This window comes from Salmonella enterica subsp. diarizonae, from assembly GCF_008692785.1.
GTDB classification, from domain to species: domain Bacteria; phylum Pseudomonadota; class Gammaproteobacteria; order Enterobacterales; family Enterobacteriaceae; genus Salmonella; species Salmonella diarizonae.
In genome coordinates this window covers 169,303-183,197 of sequence record NZ_VXJV01000006.1, presented here as the reverse complement: position 1 = coordinate 183,197, position 13,895 = coordinate 169,303, and the positions used below count along the sequence as shown (strand labels likewise).

The 13,895-nt window shown below is 48.9% G+C and carries 9 protein-coding genes and 2 pseudogenes; 6 read left to right on the top strand and 5 right to left on the bottom strand.

Annotation, left to right across the window (positions count from 1 at the left end; translation table 11 throughout):
* Positions 1-115: 115 nt before the first annotated feature.
* Entirely contained in the window at positions 116-1,537 is a 1,422-nt protein-coding gene (locus tag F4V72_RS13995; RefSeq protein WP_023247071.1) for an APC family permease, read from the top strand.
* A gap of 139 nt (positions 1,538-1,676) precedes the next feature.
* Here F4V72_RS13995 and pflA read toward each other — a convergent pair whose 3' ends face one another.
* Positions 1,677-2,474, bottom strand: coding sequence for a pyruvate formate lyase 1-activating protein (gene pflA / locus F4V72_RS13990; RefSeq protein WP_023247070.1), 798 nt, complete (start codon positions 2,472-2,474; stop codon positions 1,677-1,679).
* 118 nt (positions 2,475-2,592) lie between these two features.
* Positions 2,593-2,929: pseudogene (locus F4V72_RS24450) on the bottom strand (cytoplasmic protein).
* A gap of 131 nt (positions 2,930-3,060) precedes the next feature.
* Here F4V72_RS24450 and sopD2 point away from each other — a divergent pair.
* A pseudogene (sopD2, locus tag F4V72_RS13980) lies at positions 3,061-4,019 on the top strand (type III secretion system effector SopD2).
* A gap of 72 nt (positions 4,020-4,091) precedes the next feature.
* Here the strand turns inward: sopD2 and pflB are convergent.
* The 3 genes from pflB to ycaO form a co-directional block, all read right to left on the bottom strand.
* Positions 4,092-6,374 (bottom strand): formate C-acetyltransferase, encoded by a 2,283-nt coding sequence (gene pflB / locus F4V72_RS13975; RefSeq protein WP_023247068.1) that lies wholly within the window; start codon positions 6,372-6,374, stop codon positions 4,092-4,094.
* 57 nt (positions 6,375-6,431) lie between these two features.
* Positions 6,432-7,289 carry a formate transporter FocA gene (gene focA / locus F4V72_RS13970; protein ID WP_023247067.1) on the bottom strand — a complete coding sequence of 286 codons (858 nt, stop codon included), beginning with the start codon at positions 7,287-7,289 and terminating at the stop codon, positions 6,432-6,434.
* A gap of 403 nt (positions 7,290-7,692) precedes the next feature.
* Positions 7,693-9,453: a 30S ribosomal protein S12 methylthiotransferase accessory factor YcaO gene (ycaO, locus tag F4V72_RS13965; protein ID WP_080070818.1), complete on the bottom strand. Its 1,761-nt coding sequence runs from the start codon at positions 9,451-9,453 to the stop codon at positions 7,693-7,695.
* A gap of 136 nt (positions 9,454-9,589) precedes the next feature.
* Between ycaO and F4V72_RS13960 the strand changes: the two genes are divergently transcribed.
* The 4 genes from F4V72_RS13960 to cmk all read left to right on the top strand — a co-directional run bounded on the left by F4V72_RS13960 (position 9,590) and on the right by cmk (position 13,835).
* The gene (locus tag F4V72_RS13960; RefSeq protein ID WP_023247065.1) at positions 9,590-10,282 is read left to right on the top strand and encodes a DUF421 domain-containing protein; all 693 of its coding nucleotides are present in this window, start codon (positions 9,590-9,592) and stop codon (positions 10,280-10,282) included.
* Positions 10,283-10,467: 185 nt separating this feature from the next.
* A complete protein-coding gene (serC, locus tag F4V72_RS13955) occupies positions 10,468-11,556 on the top strand; it encodes a 3-phosphoserine/phosphohydroxythreonine transaminase (protein ID WP_023247064.1) in 1,089 nt (362 codons plus the stop codon).
* Positions 11,557-11,626: 70 nt separating this feature from the next.
* Positions 11,627-12,910 carry a 3-phosphoshikimate 1-carboxyvinyltransferase gene (aroA, locus tag F4V72_RS13950; RefSeq protein ID WP_053509616.1) on the top strand — a complete coding sequence of 428 codons (1,284 nt, stop codon included), beginning with the start codon at positions 11,627-11,629 and terminating at the stop codon, positions 12,908-12,910.
* Positions 12,911-13,151: 241 nt separating this feature from the next.
* Complete coding sequence (cmk, locus tag F4V72_RS13945; RefSeq protein WP_000125003.1) at positions 13,152-13,835, top strand: (d)CMP kinase; 684 nt, start codon at positions 13,152-13,154, stop codon at positions 13,833-13,835.
* Positions 13,836-13,895: the final 60 nt, after the last annotated feature.

The following is a 13,895-nucleotide window of genomic DNA, read 5'->3' as shown; positions in this document are numbered from 1 at the left end:
AAAATGTGTCGAAGGTTATAATTTTGCGTTCCTCTATTTTCTCTCCTCGTCTTTACCGCGCATAATTCCCCGCTTCATTTATAGTAATAACATTGTATTCACGAAGGATCGCGTTATGCCGAATGTGCAGGAAAAACAGTTGCGATGGTACAACATTGCCTTGATGTCGTTTATTACCGTTTGGGGATTCGGCAATGTTGTCAATAACTATGCTAACCAGGGGTTAGTGGTTGTCTTCTCCTGGGTGTTTATTTTTGCGCTCTATTTTATTCCTTATGCCTTGATCGTGGGCCAACTGGGCTCAACCTTCAAAGAGGGAAAAGGGGGCGTCAGTACCTGGATTAAGCATACGATGGGGCCGGGGCTGGCTTACCTTGCGGCATGGACCTATTGGGTGGTGCATATTCCCTACCTGGCGCAAAAGCCGCAGGCGATACTCATTGCTCTGGGATGGGCGTTAAAAGGCGACGGCTCGTTGATAAAAGAGTATACCGTCGTTGCCTTGCAGGGGCTGACGCTGGCATTGTTTGTTTTCTTTATGTGGGTTGCTTCCCGGGGGATGAAATCGCTAAAGGTTGTTGGGTCTGTGGCCGGGATTGCCATGTTTATCATGTCAATTTTATACGTTGTGATGGCAGTGACCGCGCCGGCCATTACAAACGTTGAAATTGCGACCGCTAACATCACCTGGCAGTCATTTATTCCCCATATCGATTTTACCTATATCACCACCATATCTATGTTGGTCTTTGCGGTTGGCGGGGCGGAGAAGATCTCACCTTACGTCAACCAGACGCGGAACCCAGGAAAAGAGTTTCCGAAAGGGATGCTCTTTTTAGCCGTCATGGTTGCGGTCTGCGCTATCCTCGGTTCGTTGGCGATGGGAATGATGTTTGACTCCCGGCATATACCTGACGATTTAATGACCAATGGGCAGTATTATGCGTTCCAGAAATTGGGTGAGTATTACCATATGGGTAATACATTAATGGTGATTTATGCTATTGCCAATACTCTGGGTCAAATCGCCGCGCTGGTGTTTTCTATTGATGCACCACTGAAAGTATTGCTGGGTGACGCAGACAGTAAATATATCCCGCAGCGCTTATGTCGAACTAACGCTTCAGGTACGCCAGTTAACGGTTATTTGCTGACATTAGTGTTGGTCGCTATCTTGATTATGTTGCCAACACTTGGCATCGGCGATATGAACAACCTGTACAAATGGCTGCTTAATCTCAACTCTGTCGTTATGCCGCTGCGCTATCTGTGGGTATTTGTCGCCTTTATTGCCGTCATTCGACTGGCGCAAAAGTACAAACCCGAATATGTGTTTATTCGCAACCGGGCGTTGGCGTTAACCGTGGGGATTTGGTGTTTTTCCTTCACTGCGTTTGCCTGCCTTACCGGTATTTTCCCCAAAATGGAGGCGTTCACGCCGGAGTGGATATTCCAGCTTACGTTGAATATTGTGACGCCTTTTGTGCTGGTCGGGTTGGGTTTAATTTTCCCGTTACTGGCGCGTAGACACGCATAACGATACGCTTTTCCACGGCGCTCCTGTTATATGAGCGCCTTTTAAGGTCACTGGTGTTTTCGCGGTAAGAGCGTTATCCAGATAGCAAAACGGCTACCGTTATAGGTAGCCGTTTAAAAGCGGATAAGACAGTTGTCGATTAATACATCACTTTATGACCATACTGCTCAAGGATGCCTTTTACGCGCTCCATGGTCTCTTTCTTCGGCGGCTTCACGCCATCCAGCTTATATTCTTCGCCCATTGCCACCCATTTATGTTTGCCCAGCTCATGATAGGGCAGCAGTTCGATTTTTTCGACATTGCCCATATCGCGGGTAAACTCGCCCAGGCGATGCGCGGAATCATCGTCGTCAGACCAGCCGGGAACCACAACGTAACGGATCCAGACCTTCACATTTTTCTTTGATAAGTACTGAGCGAATTCCAGCGTCCGGTGGTTGGAGACACCGACCAGATTCTGGTGGATCTCATCATTCATCTGCTTGAGATCGAGCATCACCAGATCGGTAACGTCCAGTAGTTCATCAATCACCGGGTCATAACGGCGCACAAAGCCGTTGGTGTCGAGACAGGTATGGATACCTTCTTTTTTACAGGCACGAAACCAGTCGCGCACAAATTCTGCCTGCAAAATGGCTTCGCCGCCGGATGCCGTCACACCGCCGCCGGATGCGTTCATAAAGTGACGATAGGTCACTACCTCTTTCATTAAGTCTTCAACAGTAACTTCTTTACCGCCGTGCGTATCCCATGTGTCGCGATTATGACAATACAGGCAGCGCATCAGGCAGCCCTGGAAAAAGGTAATAAAGCGGATGCCCGGGCCATCAACAGTGCCACAGGATTCAAAGGAGTGAATGCGACCAATAACCGGCTTTTCATCAGCAGTTACTGCAACATTTTCTTTTGTAATACAATTGGTTAAGTTACTCATATCGCTTCGGCTAGCTCTAAATAACGTGGGGTTTATGGACACATTCCGGGCATGTTGAGCACCCTGGTAAGGGGGTTGCATCCTGTAAAAAAGCGGTACTGCGAGCGTAAATTTTGGACTACAGAATGTGTGGCTGTTCCAGAATGTACTGCAATGGCGCTATTTTACCTCTATTCAGTATAAAATATACGGCAAATCTATGCTGCATAACTTGCACTGCCAGAAATTCTGGTTCATTAACCCGCTCTGAACCTCTGTTTAACGCCTGAACCGCAATACATACTGCAAGCGTATCATCCATAGCGTGCTGGTTTTGCTGTTTATGACCCGCCTCTTTTTTCGAATGGTTGGCGCCGTTTTGTCCTGGTCAGAACGAAAATAATTCTCAACATAATTCAGATGCGTCCAAAGAACGCTATGCCTGTCCAGCGCCTGGCGTCGCATTCAACATGCAATCAGGTCTAAATCTGATGTTATTTCTAAAGCCGGACTGATTCAATCTCTTAAAATAGAGTGTGGCTTTAATCAAAAAATGAGAGCAACGGATTGAATTTTGCTTTCGCGGTAAATAATCAAAGGAGTTATTATGCCAGTTACGTTAAGTTTTGGTAATCATCATAACTATGAAATTAATGCTTCACGGCTAGCCCATTTGATGAGTTCTGACAAACAAGAAGCGCTATATATGGGGGTATGGGATAGATTTAAGGACAACTTCAGGACACAAAAAAACAAGAGGCACTGGAGGCATTATATACACTCATCCATGGATGTAGACGTGAAAATCAAGCTGAACTTAATGTTGATACAGACGGCATGGATAAGATACATGCCTTTGTACAATTAAAAAAATATACTAATCCATCTCAACAAGACCGCTTTGTTATGCGTTTTGATCTGAGTCAGACACAAGTTTTATTTGAGATTGATGGCAAGGTTATTGAGAAATGTAATTTGTATCGTCTCCTCAATGTTTCAGAAAACTGTATTTTTAAAGTGATGGAAGAAGATGAAGAAGAGTTGTTTTTTAAAATATGTATTAAGTATGGAGAAAAAATTTCTCTCTATCCAGACTTATTACAAAACTTTGCTTTTAAACTTAGACAGGAAGTTAATGAGGATGATGAAATTAAGGATGAAGTTTATAAGCTTATGCGGTCTGGAGAAGATCGAAAAATGGCATGTGTTGAATGGAATGGTACGCTTACTGAGGATGAGATGGATAAACTACGCTGTCTTCAAATGGGGTCTTTTGAGATTTCTACCCAATTTTTTAAAATAGGTTACTGGGAATTAGAGGGGGAAGTCCTGTTTGATATGTTTCATCCAACACTTATCTATCTGCTACAAGGATATACACCGTCATTGTCATGTGATTTTACAGAAGCTAACACCATGCTGTTATCTGATGCATTAAATAAGGATGATGATGATTATCACAATAATAAAAGAGAAATTGATTCTATTCTGGAAAAAATATATAGATCACATAATAACACTTTATTTATAAGTAAAAATTCTGGTTGTCGTAATATGCTTTTATAAAAAATTAAAAAGGCCCCACTGACATGGAGCCTTTTTTGTACGCTTTTTATGGCGTAATTTCAGTCAAACCCATTACATGGTCTGCGTGAAGGTACGAGTAATAACGTCCTGCTGCTGTTCTTTCGTCAGGGAGTTAAAACGTACTGCGTAACCAGATACACGGATGGTCAGTTGCGGATATTTTTCCGGATGTTCCATCGCGTCCAGCAGCATTTCACGGTTCATGACGTTCACGTTCAGGTGTTGACCGCCTTCAATGGACGCTTCGTGGTGGAAGTAACCATCCATCAGGCCAGCCAGGTTAGTCTTACGAACTTCGTCGTCTTTACCCAGTGCGTTTGGAACGATAGAGAAGGTGTAAGAGATACCATCTTTAGCGTAAGCAAACGGCAGTTTAGCAACGGAAGTCAGAGAGGCGACAGCACCTTTCTGGTCACGACCGTGCATTGGGTTAGCACCTGGTCCGAACGGCGCGCCAGCACGACGACCATCTGGGGTGTTACCCGTTTTCTTACCATAAACCACGTTAGAAGTGATGGTCAGAACAGACTGAGTCGGGATAGCGTTACGGTAGGTGGTCAGTTTCTGAATTTTCTTCATGAAACGTTCTACCAGATCAACCGCCATGTCATCTACACGAGCGTCGTTGTTACCAAACTGCGGGTATTCGCCTTCGATTTCGAAGTCGATAGCCAGACCATCTTCGTCACGAATCGGTTTAACTTTCGCATATTTGATGGCAGACAGGGAGTCAGCAGCAACGGACAGACCTGCGATACCACACGCCATGGTACGGATAACGTCACGGTCGTGCAGCGCCATCAGAGAGGCTTCGTAGCTATACTTGTCGTGCATGTAGTGGATAACGTTCAGCGCAGTGACGTACTGTTTAGCCAGCCAGTCCATGAAGTGATCCATACGTTCCATCACTTCGTCGAAGTTCAGAACGTCGCCTTTGATCGGCTCGGATTTCGGACCCACCTGCATTTTCAGTTTTTCATCAACGCCGCCGTTGATAGCGTACAGCATGGTTTTCGCCAGGTTTGCACGCGCGCCGAAGAACTGCATTTGTTTACCAACGATCATCGGGCTTACGCAGCACGCGATAGCGTAGTCATCGTTGTTGAAGTCCGGACGCATCAAGTCATCGTTCTCATACTGCAGAGAAGAGGTGTCGATGGATACTTTAGCGGCGAATTTCTTGAAGTTCAGCGGCAGTTTTTCAGACCACAGTACAGTGATGTTCGGCTCCGGAGACGGCCCCATAGTGTACAGGGTGTTCAGGAAGCGGAAGCTGTTTTTGGTGACCAGAGTACGACCGTCAACGCCCATACCACCGATAGATTCGGTTGCCCAAATTGGGTCGCCGGAGAACAGTTCATCGTATTCAGGGGTACGCAGGAAGCGAACCATACGCAGTTTCATGACCAGGTGGTCAATCATTTCCTGAGCGTCTTGCTCGGTGATTTTGCCTGCTTTCAGGTCACGTTCGATATACGCATCCAGGAAGGTGGATACGCGACCGAAGGACATTGCCGCGCCGTTCTGAGATTTAACCGCAGCCAGGTAGCCAAAGTAAGTCCACTGGATCGCTTCCTGAGCGTTAGTCGCCGGACCAGAGATATCGCAGCCGTATTTAGCCGCCATTTCTTTGATCTGACCCAGAGCACGGTGCTGTTCAGCGATTTCTTCACGCAGACGGATAGTCGCTTCCAGGTTTACGCCGTTTTCCAGATCGGATTGCAGAGACGTAAACTGCGCGAATTTGTCTTTCATCAGGTAGTCGATACCGTACAGCGCTACGCGGCGGTAGTCACCGATGATACGACCACGGCCATACGCATCCGGCAGACCGGTCAGAACGCCGGATTTACGGCAACGCAGGATGTCCGGAGTATAAACGTCGAATACGCCCTGGTTGTGGGTCTTACGGTATTCAGTGAAGATTTTTTTGATAGTCGGGTCCAGCTCGCGATTGTACGCTTTGCAGGAACCTTCAACCATTTTGATGCCGCCGAACGGGATAATCGCACGTTTCAGCGGAGCTTCAGTTTGCAGACCAACAATTTTTTCCAACGCTTTGTTGATGTAACCAGCGTCGTGAGAAGTGATGGTAGAAGCAACAGAGGTGTCAAAGTCAACAGGCGCATGAGTGCGGTTTTCCTGTTTAACGCCTTCCATTACGCTGTCCCACAGAGTGGTAGTGGCTTCAGTAGCGCCAGCGAGGAAGGATTCGTCACCCTCATAGGGAGTGTAGTTTTTCTGGATGAAGTCACGGACGTTTACTTCATTCTGCCAGTCACCTTTGGTAAAACCTTCCCAGGCTGTGGCTAACTTTTCATTAAGCTCGGACATGTAACACCTACCTTCTTAAGTGGATTTTTTATTTACTGCGTATAGCGAACATCACGATTAATGATGATCGTTACCACGCAGGTAAATGACCCAGTATGTCAACCCGACCAACAAACCGCCGCCGATAATATTACCGATCGTGACCGGAATCAGGTTATCAGTGATGAAGCTCATCACGGTCAGGTGAGAAAAACTTTCCGGAGACGAACCGACTGCGGTCCAAAACTCCGGTGTAGCGAAATCGCGTATTACAATACCCATAGGAATCATAAACATGTTTGCGATACTGTGCTCAAAACCGCTGGCGACAAACATGGCGACGGGCAGTACCATGATGAACGCTTTGTCCATCAGGCTACGACCTGAGTAGCTCATCCACACGGCCAGACAAACCATCAGGTTCGCCAGAATACCGAGGCAGACAGCTTCAATAAAAGTGTGGTGCATTTTGTGGTCGGCGGTTTGCAGGACGTTCAGTCCCCATTGACCGTTGGCAGTCATATACTCGCCGGAAAGCCACATCAGTAACACGAAAAGCAGAGCGCCAATCAGGTTACCAAAATAGACGTTTAACCAGTTTTTAGCCAGTTGCCCCCAGGTGATGCGACCGCTGGCTTTAGCCACAACGATCAGAACGGTGGAGGTGAAAAGATCAGCGCCGCAGATAACACAGAGAATCAGTCCCAAAGAGAAACAGATACCCCCGATAAGTTTTGCCATGCCATAAGGCATCGCGCCAGTACCGGTTGTCGCAGTAATATAAAAAACAAAGGCAATTGAAATGAATACACCGGCGGTAATCGCCAGATAGAAAGTCTTAAGCGGATGTTTCGTTGCTTTATAGACGCCTGCTTCTTCAGCCACTTTGGCCATTGCTGCAGGGAGTAAAAGGTCAAAAGGGTTGTCAGCTTTCACACTAACTCTCTCTTTATTAAGTCGGCGACGAGATACTAACAAAGCATTATAGATGAGAATTTGATATAGATCATATCTCGCCTGGCTTATAGGCCCGTAAGACGCATGGTTTTTATGCAATTACGGTGTAACTTTTTGATTATCCAAATAAAAATAAATTTTAAAAATTATAATGTGAGTTGAATCTTTTCCCTAATCCTCCTGTTACACGGTTAATTAAAATGGAGTAATCAACAAATAAAGTAACATCACTATGTTAATTAATTTAATATTAACTACCAATATTTAACCTTGTTATTACATTTTTGCCGCCTATCGAAAATAAATATTACGGGGGCCCGAAAGCGCCCCGTAATATAACGCAGCCGATAGTGTAAACCTACCCTAAGACACTCATATGGCCTTATTTTAACCAGTATGCTGCTTTCGCGCGCTGTAATTTATCATAAGCTTTTAACAAGGACTGATGGGCCGGGAACGTTTGCAGATCGTGGTCGACAGTCGGTAGTCCGTAAAAAGCCGCTTCACCGCTAAGCGCGGCGCTGGCGGCTTCTACAGCCTCTGCGCCATACATTTTTATAAAAGCATTGAGATATTGCAGCGGCTGACGCGAGTCTTCTTGCGACAGTAACAGTAACGTTTGCAGGCAACGGTAATAGTTCGCGCGTGTCGGACTAAAGATCGACGAATTGAACTCCATCGTCCATTCTGTCCAGATCAGCGCCTGCTCCAAATCGCCGCCCGCTAACGCCAGCATTGCTTTTAATTCGCCGACACGCAGTGTATACCAACCATTGTCCGCTCCGGTCGCCAGACCCAGCAGTTCACGCACGCGGGTGAAATCGTCAAAACCTTCTTCATCCAATTGTTCAATCAGATTGAGATAGTCTTCTTTATTCCAGGCGCTACCGGGCAGCGAAAGCAGAATCTCACGAAGATGGCTACCCATATTGTTGTTGGCCAGCCACAGATCTTCGGCAGGATAAATATCAGACATTCCCGGTACGATAATACGACAGGCGTATACGCCGAGATGCTCGTAATCGGCAATGTAAACTTCTTTATCTTCAGCAGCGAAGATGGCCATCAGCGTGGCGAACTCTTCTTCGGTAGTGCCGGAGAAACTCCAGTCCGCGAACGGGTAATCGGCGTCCTGTTTGAACAGATCCCAGGAGATCAGACCGCTGGAGTCGATGAAGTGGGTCTCCAGATTAGTGTGCTCCGCGACTTCTTCATCATCGAACGTTGGCGGGGTGAAGACATCAAGATCTTTCAGACCGCGTCCCTGGAGTAGCTCGGTCACTGTACGTTCCAGCGCAACGCCAAAGTCAGGATGCGCGCCAAAAGAAGCAAAGCAGGTACCGTTAGCCGGGTTGAACAGCACGACGCAGATAACCGGATACTGACCGCCCAGCGAGCCGTCATAGGCGAAAATCGGGAAACCCTCGGCTTCCAGCGTGGCGATTGATTCCATTACCGCCGGATAACGCGCCATCACCTCTGCAGGAATCTCCGGCAGACTGATGCTTTCCGCAATAATACGATTCTTCACATAGCGCTCGAAGACCTCCGACAGTCCCTGAACGCGGGCTTCATTACGCGTATTGCCGGCAGACATCCCGTTAGAGACGTACAGGTTGCCGATGATATTCATCGGAATATACACGGTCTGGTTATCGGACTGACGGGTAAATGGCAGGCCGCAGACGCCGCGTGCTTCATTGCCGGACTGAAGATCAATCAACTGACTTCCGGTGAGTTCATTTTCCGGATCGTAAAACGCGCGCAAACGGGCATCAAGCAGGCCTTCCGGCACGTCGTCATTTTCAGTCAGCGGGAACCACTTTTCGTTCGGGTAATGCACGAACGGCCCGTTGGCGACCGTTTCACCAAGCCAGAAATCAGCAAAAAAGTAGTTGGTTGACAGACGCTCGAAGTATTCGCCCAGCGCCGAGGCCAGCGCCGCTTTTTTGGTCGCGCCTTTTCCGTTGGTAAAGCATAACGCGCACTCTTTATCGCGAATATGCACTGACCAGACGTTTGGCACCGGGTTCAGCCAGGAGGCCTCTTCGATGTGAAAGCCGAGGTCGAGTAACTTTTGCTGGAAGCGGGCGATGGAGTCTTCCAGCGCGGCGTCTTTGCCGGGAATAAATGTTTGCGTCATGAAAATCACTTTTGTCGTACGGAAAGCGCGCAATGATACGGGTTTTATGTGACGGGCGCTATCTCGCCGGGACATCGGCGGAAATAAAAGTATTGGCTATGCTTTTACACAGGAATTCACAGGAAGAGCATAAAAAATGAAGGCATTTGATTTGCAACGAATGGCGCTGGATAACGTGCCGGTAGCATTTTTGGGGGAAGTGGCGCTACGTAGCTTTTACACCTTTGTCCTGGTCTTTCTCTTCTTAAAGGTGACAGGACGACGCGGCGTGCGGCAAATGTCGCTTTTTGAAGTGTTGATCATTTTGACATTGGGATCTGCGGCAGGCGACGTCGCGTTTTATGATGATGTTCCGATGCTTCCCGTTCTGGTGGTATTCATCACCCTGGCGCTGCTCTATCGTCTGGTCATGTGGCTGATGGCGCATAGTGAAAAGTTGGAGGATCTACTGGAAGGTAAGTCAGTGGTCGTTGTTGAAGACGGCGAACTGGCGTGGGAAAAACTGCAACGCTCGAATATGACAGAGTTTGAATTTTTTATGGAGCTTCGTTTGAATGGCGTTGAACAACTGGGGCAGATCAGGCTGGCCATCCTTGAGACGAATGGTCAAATTAGCGTCTATTTCTTTGAAGATAAAGACGTGAAGCCGGGATTAAGCATTCTTCCTGAACACTGTACGCCACGCTTTACGGTGGTGCCGGAGGCTGGCGATTATGCCTGTGTACGTTGCAGTGAAGTGGTACGAATGACCGTCGGAGAAAAACAATTATGTCCGCGCTGCGCAAATCCAGAATGGACGAAGGCAAGCCGGGCTAAACGCGTTGTTTAACAGCGAAAATATCGGATTTATACGGTTAATCCGGAAGATTCTGTTGTGTGACGCACGCCGCATTTCCCCCGCGTATTGTTTTACCCATTGCGGCGCGTGTCACTGAATGATAAAACCGATATCCACATGAATAACGTTTGCCTGATGTCTGTCAGGCAGGCAACAATGCAGCGTGGTGAGGGGAAATGGCTCAGGTCTTTAATTTTAGTTCAGGTCCGGCGATGCTACCGGCGGAAGTACTTAAACTGGCGCAACAGGAACTGCGTGACTGGCACGATCTTGGTACGTCGGTAATGGAAATTAGCCATCGAGGCAAAGAATTTATCCAGGTTGCTGAGGAGGCGGAGCAGGATTTTCGCGATCTCCTTAATATCCCCTCCAACTATAAAGTTTTATTTTGTCACGGCGGCGGTCGCGGGCAGTTTGCTGGTGTGCCGCTAAATCTGCTGGGCGATAAAACCACGGCGGATTATGTCGATGCCGGTTACTGGGCGGCGAGCGCCATCAAAGAAGCCAAAAAATACTGTGCGCCGCAGATTATCGACGCCAAAATCACCGTTGACGGCAAACGTGCCGTGAAACCGATGCGCGAGTGGCAGCTTTCCGATAATGCCGCTTATTTACACTATTGCCCGAATGAGACCATTGACGGCATCGCCATTGATGAAACGCCTGATTTTGGCCCGGAGGTGGTCGTCACGGCGGATTTCTCTTCTACCATCCTTTCTGCGCCGCTGGACGTCTCTCGCTATGGCGTGATTTATGCTGGCGCGCAGAAGAATATCGGTCCGGCAGGGCTGACGCTGGTTATCGTCCGGGAGGATCTGTTAGGCAAGGCGCATGAGAGCTGCCCGTCTATCCTCGACTACACCGTCCTGAATGATAACGACTCGATGTTTAATACGCCGCCGACTTTCGCCTGGTATCTTTCCGGTCTGGTGTTCAAATGGTTGAAAGCGCAGGGCGGCGTGGCGGCGATGCACAAAATTAATCAGCAAAAAGCGGAACTGCTGTACGGTGTGATTGATAACAGCGATTTCTACCGTAACGATGTCGCGCAAGCCAATCGTTCGCGGATGAATGTTCCGTTCCAGTTAGCGGACAACGCGCTGGACAAGGTATTTCTGGAAGAGTCTTTCGCCGCCGGTCTCCACGCGTTGAAAGGGCACCGTGTCGTCGGCGGTATGCGTGCCTCTATCTATAACGCCATGCCGATTGAAGGGGTGAAAGCCCTGACCGATTTCATGATCGATTTTGAGCGTCGCCACGGCTAATTCGTTTCTTTTTTCATCCCCACGGTCAGTCTGTGGGGTTTTTATTTCTGTTTTTTGAGAGTTGAGTTTCATGGAATCCCTGACGTTACAACCTATCGCGCGGGTCGATGGCGCCATTAATTTACCTGGCTCCAAAAGTGTTTCAAACCGTGCTTTGCTCCTGGCGGCTTTAGCTTGCGGTAAAACCGTTCTGACGAATCTGCTGGATAGCGATGACGTCCGCCATATGCTCAATGCCCTGAGCGCGCTGGGGATTGATTATACTCTTTCTGCCGATCGCACCCGCTGTGACATCATCGGTAATGGCGGTGCATTGCGCGCGCCAGGCGATCTGGAACTGTTTCTCGGTAATGCCGGAACCGCGATGCGTCCGTTAGCGGCAGCGCTATGCCTGGGTCAAAATGAGACAGTGTTAACCGGCGAACCGCGCATGAAAGAGCGTCCGATAGGCCATCTGGTCGATGCGCTGCGTCAGGGCGGGGCGAATATTGATTACCTGGAACAGGAAAATTATCCGCCCCTGCGTCTGCGCGGCGGTTTTACCGGCGGCGACGTTGAGGTTGACGGTAGCGTTTCCAGCCAGTTCCTTACCGCGCTGCTGATGACCGCGCCGCTGGCGCCTAAAGACACAGTGATCCGTATTAAAGGCGAACTGGTATCAAAACCTTACATCGACATCACGTTAAATTTAATGAAAACCTTTGGCGTGGAGATAGCGAACCATCGCTACCAACAATTTGTCGTGAAGGGCGGTCAACAGTATCAGTCGCCGGGTCGCTATCTGGTCGAGGGCGATGCCTCGTCGGCTTCTTATTTCCTCGCCGCCGGGGCGATAAAAGGCGGTACGGTAAAAGTGACCGGGATTGGCCGTAATAGTATGCAAGGCGATATTCGTTTTGCCGATGTGCTGGAGAAAATGGGCGCGACCATTACCTGGGGCGATGATTTTATTGCCTGTACGCGCGGCGAGCTGCACGCCATAGATATGGATATGAATCATATTCCGGATGCGGCGATGACGATTGCCACCACGGCGCTATTTGCGAAAGGAACCACGACGCTGCGCAATATTTATAACTGGCGGGTGAAAGAAACCGATCGCCTGTTTGCGATGGCGACCGAGCTGCGTAAAGTGGGGGCTGAAGTCGAAGAAGGGCACGATTATATTCGTATCACGCCGCCAGCAAAGCTCCATCACGCGGATATCGGCACGTACAATGACCATCGTATGGCGATGTGCTTTTCACTGGTCGCGCTGTCCGATACGCCAGTCACGATCCTGGACCCTAAATGTACCGCAAAAACGTTCCCTGATTATTTCGAACAACTGGCGCGGATGAGTACGCCAGCCTGATCCTTCTGTTGCGCCAGCCGACAGGCTGGCGCGCCGGTGTCCGCACTCGCGCTATTTTTACAATCACGACTACTGCTAATCTTTCGGGCTGGTTCCTCGTCGGTCCGCTATAATTGCGCAATTATTCCGCATCTGATTACAGACAAAACTGGTTTTTGCACGCAACGTTAACGGTCGCGAGCGTTGGCGCGTATAATGCGCGGCGTTTACGTTAACGGTACGCCTGTTTAAGGAGATAAAGATGACGGCAATTGCCCCGGTAATAACCATTGATGGCCCAAGCGGTGCAGGTAAAGGCACCTTGTGCAAAGCAATGGCGGAAGCATTGCAATGGCATCTGCTGGATTCCGGCGCGATATACCGCGTACTGGCGCTGGCGGCATTGCATCACCATGTCGATCTCGCCTCTGAAGATGCGCTGGTGCCGCTGGCGTCCCATCTGGATGTGCGTTTCGTCTCAACGGACGGCAATCTGGAGGTTATCCTGGAAGGCGAGGACGTTAGCGGCGAAATCCGTACGCAGGAAGTCGCGAACGCGGCATCCCAGGTGGCGGCGTTCCCACGCGTGCGTGAAGCGCTTCTTCGTCGCCAACGCGCGTTCCGCGAAGCGCCCGGTTTAATCGCCGATGGGCGCGATATGGGCACCGTGGTCTTCCCGGATGCGCCGGTAAAAATTTTCCTTGACGCCTCCTCGGAAGAACGTGCGCATCGACGCATGCTACAGTTGCAGGAGAAGGGCTTTAGTGTTAACTTTGAACGCCTTTTGGCCGAGATCAAGGAACGCGACGATCGCGATCGTAATCGCGCTGTAGCGCCGTTAGTTCCTGCTGCTGATGCATTAGTTTTGGATTCTACCCGATTAAGCATTGAGCAAGTGATTGAAAAAGCGTTACAATACGCGCGCCAAAAATTGGCTCTCGCTTAAATGCGACCGAATTTGCAGTACCCCCGCTGCAAGGGAATGACAGCGGGTATGTTAAACAAC